The organism is Mesorhizobium sp. M0909, from assembly GCF_040319515.1.
In the GTDB taxonomy this organism is placed as follows: Bacteria; Pseudomonadota; Alphaproteobacteria; order Rhizobiales; family Rhizobiaceae; genus Mesorhizobium.
Genome location: NZ_JAMYOA010000016.1, coordinates 92,472 through 107,462, shown reverse-complemented (window position 1 = coordinate 107,462; position 14,991 = coordinate 92,472). Strand labels below are relative to the sequence as shown.

Annotated in this window: 13 protein-coding genes; 6 read left to right on the top strand and 7 right to left on the bottom strand. The window is 62.8% G+C overall.

Going from position 1 to position 14,991, the window contains the following annotated elements:
- Nucleotides 1-104: 104 nt before the first annotated feature.
- The 6 genes from NKH83_RS23160 (at nt 105) to NKH83_RS23135 (ending at nt 7,547) form a co-directional block, all read left to right on the top strand.
- On the top strand, nt 105-1,301 hold the full coding sequence (locus tag NKH83_RS23160; protein ID WP_502895610.1) for a M24 family metallopeptidase: 1,197 nt from the start codon (nt 105-107) through the stop codon (nt 1,299-1,301).
- 74 nt (nt 1,302-1,375) lie between these two features.
- Entirely contained in the window at nt 1,376-2,524 is a 1,149-nt protein-coding gene (locus tag NKH83_RS23155) for a M24 family metallopeptidase (RefSeq protein ID WP_352807693.1), read from the top strand.
- 9 nt (nt 2,525-2,533) lie between these two features.
- Nucleotides 2,534-3,790 (top strand): sarcosine oxidase subunit beta family protein, encoded by a 1,257-nt coding sequence (locus NKH83_RS23150; protein ID WP_352807691.1) that lies wholly within the window; start codon nt 2,534-2,536, stop codon nt 3,788-3,790.
- Nucleotides 3,791-3,803: 13 nt separating this feature from the next.
- Nucleotides 3,804-4,100 (top strand): sarcosine oxidase subunit delta, encoded by a 297-nt coding sequence (locus NKH83_RS23145; RefSeq protein ID WP_502895606.1) that lies wholly within the window; start codon nt 3,804-3,806, stop codon nt 4,098-4,100.
- On the top strand, nt 4,097-7,051 hold the full coding sequence (locus NKH83_RS23140; RefSeq protein ID WP_352807690.1) for a sarcosine oxidase subunit alpha family protein: 2,955 nt from the start codon (nt 4,097-4,099) through the stop codon (nt 7,049-7,051). The genes NKH83_RS23145 and NKH83_RS23140 overlap by 4 nt, the downstream gene beginning before the upstream one ends.
- Nucleotides 7,044-7,547, top strand: a complete 504-nt coding sequence (locus NKH83_RS23135; protein WP_352807688.1) for a sarcosine oxidase subunit gamma family protein — start codon at nt 7,044-7,046, stop codon at nt 7,545-7,547. Before NKH83_RS23140 ends, NKH83_RS23135 begins: the two co-directional genes overlap by 8 nt.
- Nucleotides 7,548-7,591: 44 nt before the next feature.
- On the opposite strand, the gene NKH83_RS23130 is transcribed toward NKH83_RS23135, so the two are convergent.
- The 7 genes from NKH83_RS23130 to dgoD form a co-directional block, all read right to left on the bottom strand.
- Nucleotides 7,592-8,467: an aldose 1-epimerase gene (locus NKH83_RS23130; protein WP_352807686.1), complete on the bottom strand. Its 876-nt coding sequence runs from the start codon at nt 8,465-8,467 to the stop codon at nt 7,592-7,594.
- 5 nt (nt 8,468-8,472) lie between these two features.
- Nucleotides 8,473-9,273: a FadR/GntR family transcriptional regulator gene (locus NKH83_RS23125; protein ID WP_352807684.1), complete on the bottom strand. Its 801-nt coding sequence runs from the start codon at nt 9,271-9,273 to the stop codon at nt 8,473-8,475.
- 2 nt (nt 9,274-9,275) lie between these two features.
- A complete protein-coding gene (locus NKH83_RS23120) occupies nt 9,276-10,277 on the bottom strand; it encodes an ABC transporter permease (protein ID WP_254818520.1) in 1,002 nt (333 codons plus the stop codon).
- The gene (locus tag NKH83_RS23115; RefSeq protein WP_352807681.1) at nt 10,274-11,794 is read right to left on the bottom strand and encodes a sugar ABC transporter ATP-binding protein; all 1,521 of its coding nucleotides are present in this window, start codon (nt 11,792-11,794) and stop codon (nt 10,274-10,276) included. The genes NKH83_RS23120 and NKH83_RS23115 overlap by 4 nt, the downstream gene beginning before the upstream one ends.
- A gap of 94 nt (nt 11,795-11,888) precedes the next feature.
- On the bottom strand, nt 11,889-12,872 hold the full coding sequence (locus NKH83_RS23110) for a substrate-binding domain-containing protein (RefSeq protein ID WP_352508672.1): 984 nt from the start codon (nt 12,870-12,872) through the stop codon (nt 11,889-11,891).
- A gap of 32 nt (nt 12,873-12,904) precedes the next feature.
- Nucleotides 12,905-13,681 (bottom strand): SDR family oxidoreductase, encoded by a 777-nt coding sequence (locus tag NKH83_RS23105; protein WP_352807679.1) that lies wholly within the window; start codon nt 13,679-13,681, stop codon nt 12,905-12,907.
- Between the two features lie 5 nt (nt 13,682-13,686).
- Nucleotides 13,687-14,859 (bottom strand): galactonate dehydratase, encoded by a 1,173-nt coding sequence (gene dgoD, locus NKH83_RS23100; RefSeq protein ID WP_352505161.1) that lies wholly within the window; start codon nt 14,857-14,859, stop codon nt 13,687-13,689.
- Nucleotides 14,860-14,991 lie beyond the last annotated feature (132 nt).

The window sequence follows — 14,991 nt, the reverse complement described above, 5'->3', positions numbered from 1 at the left end:
CGGCGATAATTCGTAGTTAGCCAACAAATTGACGTCGAGTTGTGCACAATTTGGCCTGTTTGCCCATGTTGATCAAAGGGCAAGCGGCGTACCTGGAAGGCAGGATTTCGGTGGCGACTGCGAACGGGTTCGGGACATTCACGCAAGCGGAGTATGGGCAGCGCCTCGCCGGCGTGAAGACACGCATGCAAAAAGCCGGCTTCGATCTCATCGTCTGTCAGGATCCAGCCAACATGTGCTGGCTGACCGGCTATGACGGATGGTCGTTCTATGTTCCGCAGTGCGTCCTCGTCCATCTGGAGGAGGATCGGCCGATCTGGTTCGGCAGGGCGCAGGATGCCAAGAGCGCGCGCCTGACAACCGGCCTGCCGGAGACAAACATCGTGCCGTTCTCGGAGCGGCTGGTGCAGCAGCCCGTCGAACACCCCTATGACGAACTCGCCCAACTGATCCGGTCGCGCGGCTGGGGAAAGGCCCGTATCGGCGTCGAGATGGACGCGCATTATTACACTGCGCGCTGCCACGCCCACCTTGTCGAGGGACTGCCCGACGCGCACTTCGCCAACAACCACGATCTCGTCAACTGGGCGCGGCTGGTCAAATCCGAAGCCGAGCTGGTGCTGATCCGCGAGGCGGGTGCGATCTGCACGCATGCGATGAACCGCGCCATCGAGAAAATGCGGCCCGGCGTGCCGCAAAACCATGTCATTGCGGAAATCTATCACGCACAGATCATGGGCGTGCCCGAAGCGGGCGGCGACTATGCCGCGATCTGTCCGCTTATGCCCGTTGGCGAGGGCACCAGCACGCCGCATCTGACGTGGTCCGACGCGCCGCTGCCGGACAGCGGCCTCGCCATTCTGGAGATCGCCGGCGTGCGCCGCCGCTACCATGCGGCGCTGACCCGGACGGTACATTTCGGCAAGCCGCCGCAAGCCATCCTCGACATGGCCAAGGCGATCGTCGAGGGCGTCGACGCTGGCCTCGAGAAGGCGCGCCCCGGCAACACCGCCGAACAGGTGGAAGCCGCCTGGCAGGCAGTCCTGCGACGGAACGGGCTGAAGAAAGACAGCCGCGTCGGCTATCCGGTCGGGCTCGCATACCCGCCCGATTGGGGTGAACGCACCGCAAGCCTTCGTCCGGGCGATACTACCGAGATGCAGCCTGGGATGTGCTTCCATTTCATGGCCGGCGTCTGGCTCGACGATTTCGGAATCGCCATCTCGGAATCGTTCGTCGTCACGGAACGCGGCGGCGAACGCCTCTGCGATGTGGCGCGCGAACTCATCGTCATCGACTGACATGGGGGCCGGGAAACCGGCTGCCGAAAAGACTATGCCCGCCAGCAAGCCGGCAACAAGCATGAGGACGCCCGATGGATCGCAATCCTTTTTCCGAAGCCGAAATCGCAGGCCGCCTGGCAAAGGTCCGCGCTGCACTGATTGAGCGTGAGCTCGACGCGGCAGTGTTTGCCTCGCCGGAGAACGTCTTCTATCTCACCGGGCTTGATCACTGGGGGTATTTTGCCCCTCACCTGCTGATTGTCCCGCTCCGGGGAAAACCTGTCCTGGTCACCCGCTTGATGGAGAAGGTGACGATCGAGAAGCAGGTGAAGGCAGCGGAATTCCGTGGCCATTCCGACAGCGAAACGGCGGCCGACCTTGCCGCGCGGGTGCTGGCAGAGCTCGGCCTATCCGGCAAGCGGATCGGCCTCGAATACTGGACAGCCGGCCTTAGCCATGGACTTGCCGTGGCACTCCAGATGAAAGCCGATGCAAAGTGGAGCGATGCCTCCGGTCTGATCGACAAAATGCGGCGGGTGAAAAGCGCCGAAGAACAGGCGCTGATGCGGCGGGCCGCCAAGGTGACGGACGCCGCCGCCGGTGCCGCGATCGCGGCGATCTCCGATGGCGCTTCCGAACAGGAGGTCGCCGCCCAATGTGTTGCGGCAATGATCCGCGCCGGCGGTCATGCGCCGGGCTTCGGACCGTTCATCCGCCCGGCCGCGCGCCTGGGTGAAGAGCACACGACCTGGGGCGACGGCATCTACCGCAAGGGCGAGCCCGTCTTTGTCGAACTGTCCGGGTGCATCTCGCGCTACCACGCCCCGCTCGGCCGGCTCGTTCGCATAGGCCACATCAGCGATGAAGACGCCACAATGGCGGAGGTGACCGCCAAGGCGTTCAACGCGGTCGTCGAGGCGCTGCGGCCGGGCGCCAAGGCGCGCGATGTCTACGCCGCCTGGCAGGCCGTCGCCGACGAGGCCGGTCTTTCCCACTATCGCCGCCATCACTGCGGTTACCTTGTCGGCGCCGGCCAGCCGCCGTCATGGACCGGCGGCAATTCGGTGACCGGCTTGCGACACGATTCCGACCTCGAGATCGAAACCGGGATGAGCTTCCACATCCTGTCGTGGCTGATGGGCACTGGTCGCGGCAATGACTTCGTCTCCAACACGGTGCTGTTGACCGATGCGGGCGCCGAAGTGCTTACCCGCACGCCGGCCGGCCCGATCATTCGATAGGCTGCACACATGGCGCGCTACTCGGCATTTTCGGTTTTCCGCAACGCGCTGTCAGGCCAGAAGAACTGGCAGCGCGCCTGGCGGGCAGCGGAGCCAAAATCGTCCTATGACGTGATCGTTATTGGCGGCGGCGGACACGGCCTCGCCACCGCCTTCTACCTCGCCGAGAACCACGGCATCCGTGACGTTGCGGTGCTCGAAAAGGGTTATGTCGGCGGCGGCAATGTCGGCCGCAACACCACCGTCATCCGCTCCAACTACCTGCTCGACGGCAACACCCAGTTCTACGAATTCTCGATGAAGCTTTGGGAGGACATGTCTCAAGCGCTGAATTTCAACGTGATGTTCTCCCAGCGCGGTCAACTCGTCACGGCGCATTCGGCCGATCAGCTCGACGGTTTCAGCCACCGCGCCAACGTCATGCGGCTGAACGGCATCGACGCCGACATCCTCGACCGCGAAGACGTGCGCCGGCTGGTGCCCTATCTCGATTTTTCCGACACCGCCCGCTTCCCGATCCATGGCGCGATCTTTCAGGGCCGCGCGGGCACGGCACGCCACGACGCCGTCGCCTGGGGCTATGCGCGTGCCGCCGACAGCCATGGCGTGGACATCATCCAGAACTGCGAGGTGACAGGCTTTGTCCGTGACGGCGACAGGATCGTCGGCGTCGAAACGACGAAAGGCCGGATTGGCGCCGGCAAGGTCGGCCTCGCGGTCGCTGGCCACACGTCCGTGCTCGGCGCCAAGGCTGGGCTTGAACTGCCGATCGAAAGCCATGTGCTTCAAGCTTTCGTCACCGAGCCGCTGAAGCCGCTGGTAGATCACGTCGTGGCCTATGGCGCCGACCATTTCTACGTCAGCCAGTCCGACAAGGGCGGATTGGTCTTCGGCGGCAATCTCGACGGCTACAATTCATACGCCCAGCGCGGCAATCTCGGCGTCGTGCGCGAAGTGGCGGAGGCAGCGATTGCGCTGATGCCATGCATTTCGCGGGTCCGCCTGCTTCGACATTGGGGCGGCGTCATGGACATGACCCCCGATGCTAGCCCGATCATCTGCCCGACGCCGATCGAGGGTCTCTATCTCAACGGCGGCTGGTGCTATGGCGGCTTCAAGGCGACGCCGGCTTCCGGCTGGTGCTTCGCCCACACGATTGCCACCGGCAAGCCGCATCCCTTGGTCGCGGCCTACGGGCTCGATCGTTTCCGCACCGGCCAGACGCTCGACGAGGCCGGCGCCGGCCCTTCAGCCTGGCTGCAATAGGAGGCGGGACAAAATGCTGCGCATCGAATGCCCCTGCTGCGGCCCGCGTGACCATGACGAGTTCCGCTATGGCGGCGATGCCTCGGTCAAGCGTCCGGCCCATGACGATCCCGATCCGGAGGCCTGGTACCGTTATGTCTATGTCAGGACAAACCCGGCCGGCCCGCACCGTGAATTCTGGCAGCACGTGACCGGTTGCCGGCAATGGCTGGTGGTCGAACGCGACACCCGCAACCATGCCATCGCAGCCGTCGGCTTCGCCAGAAAATTGCGGGCCAGGAAATCAACTCTCAGGAAGTCACCGGAATGAGTTCAAACCGCAAACGGCTGTCGGTGGGTGCCCGCATCATTCGCGAGCAGCCGGTCGAGTTTACCTTCGACGGCCGCAAGCTGGCTGGATATCGCGGCGACACGCTTGCCTCCGCCCTGCTCGCCAATGGCGTCACGCTGGTCGGGCGCAGCTTCAAATATCATCGCCCGCGCGGCATTTTTTCCGCCGGCCCCGAAGAGCCGAATGCGCTGGTTACGCTCGGGACCGCCGGGAGGCGCGAGCCGAACCTGCCGGCGACCACACTGGAACTCGCCGACGGTATGGTCGTGGAGAGTCAGAACCGCTGGCCATCGCTTGCCTTCGACATGCAAAGCGTCAACGGACTGTTGGCACTGTTTCTGTCCGCCGGCTTCTACTACAAGACCTTCATGGGCCCGACGCGCCGCGCCTGGATGTTCTACGAGCACTTTATCCGCAAGGCTGCCGGTCTGGGCAGAGCCGGCACCGGCGCGGATCCCGACCACTACGAGGTTCGTCATGCCTTCGCCGATGTCGCCATCGTCGGCGGCGGCCCGGCGGGATTGTCGGCGGCGCGGGCGGCCGCCGCGGCCGGCGCGCGGGTCGCGCTGATCGAGCAGGATTTCCTGCTTGGCGGCCAGCTTCTGGCGCAACCGTCCGACAGCGCAGCGGCCGCATGGCTGCGGCAGGCCGAGGCCGAGTTGGAGGGCTTCGAAACCATCAGGGTGATGAAGCGGACGACCGCTTTCGGCAGCTATGATGGCAATGTCCTGGGACTGGTCGAACAGCGCGATCCAACCAATCCGCAGCCGAATGGCGAGACACGGCAGACGGTCACCATGCTGCGCGCCCGCTCGATCGTTTTCGCCACCGGCGCCATCGAGCGGCCGATGGTGTTCTCGAACAACGACCGGCCCGGCGTCATGCTTGCCTCGGCCGCCCGGACCTATCTCAACCGTTTCGCCGTCCTGCTGGGCAAGAAAATCGTCGTCGCCACCACCAATGACGGTGCCTGGCGCACCGCCTTCGACTATGCCGCAGCCGGCGCGGAGGTGACGGTTGCCGATCTGCGCCCCGTCCCGCCCGCAGCACTTGCCGCAGAAGCCGCACGGCTCGGCGTGGTGGTGCGGGCCGCAACGCGCATCGTCGACCTGCATGGCGGCCATGCGATCAGGCGCGTAACGCTCAATGGTCCGGAGGGACAATCTTCGGCCGCCTGCGACCTGGTCTGCATCTCCGGCGGCTGGTCGCCAACCGTGCATCTCACCTCACACCTCGGTGTCAAACCTGTGTATCGCGACGACATTGACGGCTTCGTGCCGGGCGTCCTTTCAGCCAGCCAGTTCGGCGCCGGCGCGATGATAGGAGCCTACGCGACCGCCGCTGCCGTCGAGGACGGCCATCGCGCCGGCATCGAAGCGGCAGCCTCCTGCGGCAAGTCGGCGCCAGTGTCCGCTCCATCGAAACTCGATCTCGGTGAGACCGGCTCGAGCGTCCTTCGCGAAGCCCTGCCCGCTGGACGTGGAAAAGCCTTCGTCGATTTCCAGATGGACGTGACGACCGGGGATATCGAGCTCGCCCATCGCGAGGGCTATGAATCGGTCGAGCACCTGAAACGCTACACCACGCTCGGCATGGGCACCGACCAGGGCAAGACCAGCAATTTTCCCGCACTTGCCGCGATGGCAGCGCTGCGCAACGCAACGATTCCTGAGACCGGCACCACGACCTTCCGCCCGCCCTATACGCCGGTTGCCATCGGGGCGCTTGCCGGGCGCGCCATCGGCCATCGTTTCAAGCCGATCCGCCGCACGCCGATGCACGATTGGCACATGGCGAACGGCGCCGAGATGCTCGAGGTCGGGCTCTGGATGAGGCCCTATTTCTACCGGCAGTCGGGACGTGACGTGAACGACGCCTATGTCGCCGAAATGCGGAATGTGCGCCAGGCCGCGGGGCTGATGGACATCTCCACGCTCGGCAAGATCGATGTCCAGGGCCCGGATGCGGCAATCTTCCTCGACCGCGTCTACGCCAACGGCTTTGCCAAACTGGCGGTAGGCCGCGCCCGCTACGGCATCATGCTGCGCGACGACGGTATCGTCTTCGACGACGGCACCACGACGCGGCTGGCGGAAAACCGGTTCTTCATGACGACCTCGACCGCCAGGGCCGCCGATGTGCTGTCGCGTCTCGAATTCCTGCTCGACACGGCCTGGCCGGATTTGCGTGTCGCCGTCACCTCGGTCAGCGATGAATGGGCGGCAATGTCGGTTGCCGGGCCTAACAGCCGTGCAATCCTCGGTGCCGCTTTTCCTGCCCTTGACGTTTCCGATGGGGCACTTCCGCACATGGGACTACTCGAAAGCGAGTGGGAGGGCCGTGGGCTCCGCATCTTGCGTCTCAGTTATTCCGGCGAGCGCGCTTACGAAATCTATGTCGGCGCCACTGCCGGTGAACAGCTCTGGAGCCGTCTGCTCGAAGCCGGCAGACTGCTCGAGCTGAAGCCCTACGGCGTCGAGGCGCTTGGCGCGCTGCGGGTCGAAAAGGGCCATGTCGCCGGACCGGAGATCGACGGGCGCACGACGCTCGACGATCTCGGCCTCGGCCGCATGGCGGGCAAGCGCAGCGGCTTCGTCGGCGACGTCCTGCGACGGCGCCCTGCCCTCCAGGCCCCCAACCGACAGCGCCTGGTCGGACTGGAATGCATTGAGGACGGAAAACGCCTGCGCGGCGGCGCCATCCTGTTCCTGCCGGATGAGAAACCCTATGGCCATGGGCGCGGTCGCGTCACCTCCGTCACTTTCAGCCCCGAACGCGGCCATTATGTCGGGCTGGCCCTGCTTGCCGGTGATGTCGCGGCAGAAGGAAGCGAGGTCGTAGCAGTTTATCCGATGAAGGCCGAAACGGTTCGCGCCCGCGTTGTCTCGCCGGTATTCGTCGATCCACAGGGAGAGCGGCTGCATGGCTAGCTTGACCTCTTCTCGGGATTTCAGCCTGTCCGTGGCAGATTGTCCGCTTATCCAGATCGAGGGCTGGGACGCCACATTGACGCAATTCGAAAAGAGCGTCTCGGCGCCGCTGGGCAAGAAACTTCCCGCTTCGGTCGGAGAGACGGTTCGCCACAAGGGGCTTCTAATCATCCGCGTTGCACCTCGCCGCCTCTGGCTGGCTCTCGACGAAGGCACGCAAGCGCCTGCGCTTGCCGTCGACCCCGATCTCGGCTGTTCCGTTCCCCTCGGGGAAGGTCGTGTTCGTTTGAAAATGGCCGGCCCTGGTATCGCAAGGCTTCTGTCCGGCTGCATTGCCGTCGACTGGCACGCGCCGGCCGCCGCTCCGGGCCGCGCCGTGCTGACATCCTTCCATCACGTGTCCGTGCTCTTCCTGCGCACCGGCGAGACCGCGTGTGAACTTATCGTGCCGCGAAGTTTTGCCCGCAGCCTCTCGGATTGGATCGCCGACGGCTAGCCCTGGCCGAGATCCGCCAATTCGAGGGCGCAGCTAAGGTCCGCCTAACTGACGGCAAAGCTGCAACAGGCTGCCAGGCCCTCGCCAGGCCCAAGCACCGACAGTCCATTCCATTTGTCGATCGAACCACGATTGTGAGCATCGACAGCATGACTGACCGGTTCAAAACAGAAGAAGTCGCTCTCGTCCGATGGCGAATAGACCAGGTAGAAATTCAAGGGCGATGAAGCTTCAATCCGCAGGCTGCAACTGTGCTCCGGCCACGATATGGTGGCGACGCCGCTCCAACCGGCAAACAGATTGTTTATCCATCCACTCGGCAATACGACTGGGGCGCCGAAATTCCAATCGGGATGGGTTTTGACATCCACAAATCGTTCGGGGAGATGGTTGGGCAGTTCGAGACAAACCTGCGAGGCCGGCGCATGAAGCGCGGTTCGTGCCGTTCTCGGGAACCATGGATGGATGCCAAGCCCGAACGGCAATCTGATCGATGCCTGATTGACGATGCGAAGCTTCAACTCGAGCCCCTGTCCGAACAGCGCGTAGCTCACCTCGGCGCGATATCGGTATGGGCCGGGCCCGTTGCTGATGAGGGACAGCTTCGCGTTGTCTTGCGCCACGCTGTCGACGTCCCACTCGCTGGAAAATCCATTTCCGTGGATGGGAAATGGCTCGCCTGCAACATTGGCAGGCACTTCGTGGAATTTGGAGTCGAATGTGAACCCGCCGCCTGAGATGCGATTCGACCATGGCAAAAGCAGGTTGCAGGCAAGGTCGAACGGGTTACTGCTCCTGCCGTTTGGCCAAGGCCTGAAGAGCGGCACGCGCCCATAGTCCAGTCTCGCAAGACCTGCCCCAAGCGATGGGACGATTTCAGCAGACAGGTCTCCGTTTCTGATCTTGATCGTCCCGACCATCCGCTTCAGAGGATATCGGCCTTGGCAGCTGCGATCGGCTGTTGACGGCGGCCTTTGCGAGCCACTGCAAGAAGGTCGTTCGACGCGATCCCGATGAGCGCCTTCATCTGATCGTGAGCGTCGTCCGTCCTGCGCATCCTAATTGCCTCCAGCACGTCGCCATGGGCGCTGAGCGTCTGCTGGTAATTGGCGGTGGCCGATGTGGTCAAGCGGAAGGAGAAGCTGAGAGCGGCCGCAAGCATATTGCCGAGATTGGCGAACACCGGGTTGCGGCTGGCACGAAGAATGGCGGTATGAAACCTGACGTCGGCATCGAGACACGCAGCGAGATCGTCCTGCGGAGCAATGCGCATGGCTTCATAGGCCGCTTCGATGACTGCGAGATCGCCTGACGTCGCCATCTTGGCCGCAAGTTGGGCGGCAGCGGGTTCAATGACCAGTCGCGCCTCGATCAATCCGCGGACGAAATCGAGATCGGGCTCGATATCGCGCATCCATTCCAGAACCTGTGCATCCAGCCTGTTCCATTCGCTCGACGCGCGCACACGCGTCCCGGCCCGCTTGCGTGCCTCGATCAATCCTTTCGCCGAAAGCGTCAGAAGAGCATCGCGAAGTGCAGTGCGGCTCGCGCCGTAGATGACGCAAAGTTCGGCTTCCGTTGGCAGCACGGAATGCTGCGCGTAGGAACCGGCGAGGATGCGCTGTCCTAGATCGCGTGCGATGCGATCCTTGAGCGATGACGTGGTGCCATCCGCGGCAGGAATGTCCTGCTTGCCCTGGCCAGTCGAAGCGATCGCCGCGTCCATCGTCATGTCCTGTTCAAGTGGTACTCGGCAATTACCACAGCAAGTATCAGCAGCGAGCCCTTGGCAAGCAACTGATAGAAGGTTGGCACGGACGTCAGTATCATCCCGTTGTTGAGGACGCCAATGATTGCGACGCCCAGCAGCGCGCCGATGATCGTACCCTTGCCGCCCTGCAAGGCGCAGCCACCCAGCACGGCCGCTGTGATGGCCTCGAGTTCCAGACCTTGGGAACCGGATACGGGCTGCCCCGAGCCGGTACGGGCAGCCAACAGAATCCCGGCCAATCCGGCCGCCACGCCACTCATGATGTAGATGCCGACGCGGTAGCGGTTGATGTTGATGCCGGAGAAGCGCGCTACAACGGGATTGCCGCCCAAGGCATAGATGTTACGGCCAACGATCGAGCGGGCAAGGAAGAGATGGAACACGATCGCGGTCAGCAAGAGAATCCAGATCAGCAGAGGCAGGCCGAGGATTCGTCCGATCCCGATGAAGCGGAACGTGTCGCTGAAGATCGCGATCGATTGCCCATCGGACATGATGAATGCGATGCCGCGGAAGATCGCCATCGTACCGAGAGTCGCGATGACTGCGTTGACCCGCCCATAGGTGATGATGATGCCGTTCACGAGACCGGCAAGACCGCCCAGGACCAGGCCGGCAACAATGCCCACCGCGGGCGAGCCCGTCGACTGGATGGCCATTGCCGTCGATACAGTGGTCAGACCGACAATTGCGCCGACGGCGATATCAAGTCCGCCCGCGACAATAACCACGGTCTGGCTCATCGCCAGAACGCCCAGGATGGTGATGCCGAGGCCAATGTTCAGCAGGTTTCGGCTTGAGAAGAACACATCGCCTCTGATCGTGCCGAAGATGAGCACGAGGATGGCGAGAGCAACCAGAAGGCTTATGTTGTGAATGCCGATGCGCTCCGCGATGCGTAAGGACGCGCGCCTTTTGTCGGTTTGTGCTGTTGCTGTCCTGAGCTCAAGGCTGTTCACTGAATTTGTCCTCCGAGCGATGGTACAGATTGCGGCATTGCGTGTTTCAGGATCGTGGCCTCGTCGATGTCGGGGCGGGAAAGTTCGGCGGTGATCCGGCCTCCAGCCATGACGAGCACCCTGTCGGCGAGCCCGATCAGTTCCGGCATTTCCGAGGAAATCAGGATTATGCCGATGCCGCTGGCGGCGAGTTCATCGATCAGGCGATAGATTTCTGCCTTGGCGCCGATGTCGATGCCGCGGGTCGGTTCGTCGAGGATGAGAAGCATCGGCTGCCGCGCAAGCCAGCGCGCGAGAACGACCTTCTGTTGATTGCCGCCCGACAGTTTCGAAACCTGTTCGTCGAGGTTAGGCGCCTTGATCGACATCTTTGCTGCGAGCGGTGAGACAATCTCCAGCGCCTTGCGCCGGTTGAAGAAGCCGAAGGTCGACGTCCTGTCGGGCACGCAAAGCGAAGCGTTGTCAAGAATGCTGCGGAACAGCAGCAGGGCTTCGTGCTTGCGGTCTTCCGGGGCGAAGCCGATGCCCGCCACGATGGCTGCATGCGGGCTATTAGGGCCAACGGGCACGCCATTCATCGTTATGGTTCCGCCGAGGCGCCGATCATAGCCGACGATCGCCTTCGCCAGTTCGGATCGGCCCGCCCCCATAAGGCCGGCGATGCCGAGCACCTCACCGCGGCGGACCTTGAGGCTCACATCGGTGACGCGGTCGGTGGTCAGGCCCGCCACGTGCAGCAACGGTTTTCCCGATTGCCACGTCTCGCGCGTAAACAGATCGGCGATGTCGCGGCCGACCATGACCTTGGCTATGGTCTGCTCGCTGGCACCTGCCGCGGGGGAATCGTCGACCAGCCGGCCATCCCGCAAAACGACAATGCGGTCTGCTAGGTCGATGATCTCGTTCAGCCGGTGAGAGATGTAGACGATCGAAGTGCCCTCTTCGCGCAGCCGGCGGATTACTGAAAACAGACGGCGCGCTTCGTCGTCGGTCAGTGACGAGGTCGGCTCGTCGAACGCGATCAACTGGCCGCCGGCACGTATTGCGCGCATGATTTCGATCATCTGACGCTGCGCCGGACCGAGCGTGCTGCAGAGTTGCCGCGGCCGCATATCCTGTTGCATGCCGAAGGTCGCAAGCACCCGGTCGGTCTGTTCCTCCAGCCTGTGCCAGTCGAGCAGGACGCCCGCCAGCCGCGGCAGTTCCCCAACGAAAATGTTCTCGGCCACGGTCAGGTTCGGAACGATCTCCGGCTCCTGATGGATGACGCGTATTCCGGCCCTATGGCTGTCGCGCGGTTCGCCGAAAACGATCGGCGTGGAACCGTGCCGCACAGTGCCGCTGTCGGGCTCGAACACGCCCTCGAGAATTCGCATCATCGTCGATTTGCCGGCCCCATTCTCGCCAACCAGGGCGAGCACCTCTCCCGGCCGAAAGGCAATCGAGACGTTGTCGAGCGCCTGCACGACGCCGAAGCGTTTCGATACCCTATCGAGCGAGAAGAAATCCGATTGCATCAAAGCTCACTCCCGAGGATCGATCCTGTGTGCGCTGACAACCTGCCGGCCCAAAAAGCGTCATGCGCCCTGCGGCGCATGACGCATAGCCGGTTCAGTGGCAGAGCTTGGCTTTGTAGTCCGACGCAAAATTGTCGGCGGTGATGTATTCCGGGTCGGTGAAGGATTGAACCGGCAGCTTCGTTCCATCCTTGATCGAGGCCAGCAGAATCTTCACCGCAAGCGCGCCGTGATTTTCCGAATTGAGCCACATCGTGCCACGGAATGCCGAGGGCTTTCCTGATCCGAAGGCGTCGCAGGCGCGGCTCCCGTCGATGCCTATCCCCATGCCCTGGTCTGCGGTGTAGCCGGCATTCTCCAGTGCTCGCGCACCACCCAGTACGCCATCATCGTTGCATGAGTAGAATATCCAGTTCGTGACGCTGGGATTGGCCGTCAATGTGGTGGTCATCACGTCGATGGCGTTGACCATCGTGTTGTCGTAGGGAACGCGCACGATATTCCCGGGCTTGAAATCGGGCACCGCCTTCAGGAACGCTTCCTCCGCGCCCTTGTTGCGCTGCATGCAGGTGTCGGCCTTGCGGTCCTCGATCGAGGCGATGCGCACCTCTTTGCCCGCCCAGCCGTCGGCCTTGTAGAGCTTGGCGAGTTCTTCGCCCACCCGCGCACCGATGTTGTAGGCATTCATGCCGACATAGGGGACCTGGGTGCCATCCTGGTAGTAGATATCGTCGTCGACCGCCACCAAGGGAATTTTTGCGGCCTTTGCTTTCTCCGCGATGACCGGTCCCAGCGCCTTGTCGGGGACGACGATGGCGATGCCTTTCACACCATCGCCGACCATCGTATCGAAGGTCGTGATCGTCAAATTGGCGTCGAACTGGACGTCCTGCGACACGAACGCGGCCCCGGCCGCCTCAGCCGCTTTCCTGGCGCCACCAACTTCGGCGACAAACCATGGATGGTCACCCATCTTGTTGATGTAGCCGATCTTGATTTCGTCTGCGCTTGCTGCGCCACCCATCAGTCCGGCAGCCAGTACCGCAAATGTCGCCAAAGCCTTTGTTGTGGTTTTCATGAAGATCCTCCCTGAGAGCTCTTTGGTGGTTGCTAGTCGTGGTAGAGAACCGAGCGCCCACCATCGATGGTGATCGTCTCGGCATTTATGAACGGCGCTTCGTCCGAAGCGAGGAAAACCGCCGTCATTGCAACCTCGTCCGGCCGGCCGATGCGCTTGGGCGGATGGAGGTCGTAGGCTCGCCGCTTCTCCTCGGCGGGGTTCGGGAACGTGTTCCAGTAGGCCTCCGCGATTGGCGTCTCGATATAGCCGGGCGCGATCGCGTTCACCCGGATACCGCGTGCGGCGTATTCGATGGCCAGCGAACGGGTCAGGCCCAAAAGTGCATGCTTGGCGACCGGGTACGGGAACGTGTGGGGAATGATCTGGAAGGCGTGACAGCTCGCTATGTTGATGATGGACCCCGAGCCCTTCGCCAACATCGTCGGCAAAACCGCCTTGGCGCAGAACCACGCGGCCTGGAGGTCGAGCTTGAGGCAGCGCTCCCATTCCTCATTCGGCATCATCAATGGTTCGTAGAAGACGTTGGCCCCGGCATTGTTGACCAGAATGTCGACGCCGCCATAGGCCGTGATCGTCCGCGCGACCATGTCCGCGACTGCGGATGCGTCGGTGACATCCGTCTCGATGAACAGGGCGTCCGCACCTTGTGCCAGCAGTTCGTCGGCGATTGCTTTCCCGCTTGCCGCATTCAGTTCGGCAATAACGGTCTTTGCGCCATGCATCGCAAAGGCGCGGGCGGTGGCCGCACCAATGCCCTGGCCCGCTCCCGTGACGATTGCGATCTTTCCTTGCAGCCGGTCTGCCATCGCATTCACCAGTCGACCACGGTGCCGTCCGGCATGACGGCATTACGGGCATGCAGCACTTCCTGCTTGAAGGGGTGGCGCGCGATCACGTCCTCATTGACGGTGACGCCAAGGCCCGGCAGTTCGGGCAGATCCCAGCGGCCTGGTTTACGCTGAATTGGCCAGGTGACGACGTCGTCGTACCAGGCGACGGCACCGGACATCTCCTCCTGAATGACAACGTTCGGCGTCGATATGCCGAAATGAAGAGCAGCCACACCGGCGATCGGACCAAGCGGGTTGTGCGGCGCAAGGCCGATGCCTGCGGTTTCCGCCATGGCCGCGATCTTCTTCGTCTCGAGCAGACCGCCAGTGTGGCAAATATCAGGCTGGGCAATGTTGAAGGCGCGGGCTGCGATCGAGTGCGTAAATTCGCGGCGCCCGATCAGCCGCTCGCCGGAAGCGATCGGCACGGCCGATCGCGCCGTGATATGCGCCAGTCCGGCAACATCTTCGGGTGGAACGGGTTCTTCCGCGAACATGATGCGGGCCGGCTCGATTGCCTTGAGGTAGTCCATCGCCGCGTTAACCGATGCAGGGCGTCCGTGGAAATCGACCATGATGTCGATATCCGGGCCTACCGCCTCGCGAAGTGAGCCAACCATATTGGCAACGGAATCGACTGCCTTGGCGGGCGATACGTAGTGGGTGTAGGGAACGCAGACGACCTTGACCGCATCGTAGCCTGCTTGCGTCACGATGCGTCCGCGTTCCACGATGGCATCCGCGGATCCGGTCTCATAGACCGCCTTCATGTCCCCGAGGCCGAGATGCGTGTAGGTGCGTAGATAGTCGCGGACCTGGCCGCCCAGAAGGCGCCAGACGGGGACGCCCAATGACTTGCCCAGGATGTCCCAGAGCGCGATCTCGATGCCGCTGACGGCAGACATTCCCTCGACGCCAAGACGCCAAAAGCCGTGGCGCGTAAGTATCTGGTAGCACTGCTCCACGTTGCGCGGATCTTGCCCGACGAGCAGGGCCTCAAGATCCTGAAGCGCCCCAACGACGGCTCGGGTCTTCCATTCCAGCGTCGCCTCACCCCAGCCAAACAGCCCGGGCTCGTCGGTTTCGACCCGAACGAAGACCCAGTTGCGCATTTCCGCATTGCAGACGCGCGCCTTGATGGCCGTGATTTTCATCGGTCCTCCCAGACCTGCCGTCTTTTTTGAAGGCAATATGTATGATTTATTACCAATAATATGGACGAGTCAAGCGCAACGTCGATGTGGGACAGGGCCGCACCTCGATGTTCAGCTCGCAAACATCATGTC

Excerpts from the sequence above, each read along its gene's own strand:
- NKH83_RS23155 (WP_352807693.1), top strand. The coding sequence starts at position 1,376 with ATGGATCGCAATCCTTTTTCCGAAGCCGAAATCGCAGGCCGCCTGGCA.
- NKH83_RS23150 (WP_352807691.1), top strand. The coding sequence starts at position 2,534 with ATGGCGCGCTACTCGGCATTTTCGGTTTTCCGCAACGCGCTGTCAGGC.
- NKH83_RS23145 (WP_502895606.1), top strand. The coding sequence starts at position 3,804 with ATGCTGCGCATCGAATGCCCCTGCTGCGGCCCGCGTGACCATGACGAG.
- NKH83_RS23140 (WP_352807690.1), top strand. The coding sequence starts at position 4,097 with ATGAGTTCAAACCGCAAACGGCTGTCGGTGGGTGCCCGCATCATTCGC.
- NKH83_RS23135 (WP_352807688.1), top strand. The coding sequence starts at position 7,044 with ATGGCTAGCTTGACCTCTTCTCGGGATTTCAGCCTGTCCGTGGCAGAT.
- NKH83_RS23130 (WP_352807686.1), bottom strand. The coding sequence starts at position 8,467 with ATGGTCGGGACGATCAAGATCAGAAACGGAGACCTGTCTGCTGAAATC.
- NKH83_RS23125 (WP_352807684.1), bottom strand. The coding sequence starts at position 9,273 with ATGGACGCGGCGATCGCTTCGACTGGCCAGGGCAAGCAGGACATTCCT.
- NKH83_RS23115 (WP_352807681.1), bottom strand. The coding sequence starts at position 11,794 with ATGCAATCGGATTTCTTCTCGCTCGATAGGGTATCGAAACGCTTCGGC.
- NKH83_RS23110 (WP_352508672.1), bottom strand. The coding sequence starts at position 12,872 with ATGAAAACCACAACAAAGGCTTTGGCGACATTTGCGGTACTGGCTGCC.
- NKH83_RS23105 (WP_352807679.1), bottom strand. The coding sequence starts at position 13,681 with ATGGCAGACCGGCTGCAAGGAAAGATCGCAATCGTCACGGGAGCGGGC.
- dgoD (WP_352505161.1), bottom strand. The coding sequence starts at position 14,859 with ATGAAAATCACGGCCATCAAGGCGCGCGTCTGCAATGCGGAAATGCGC.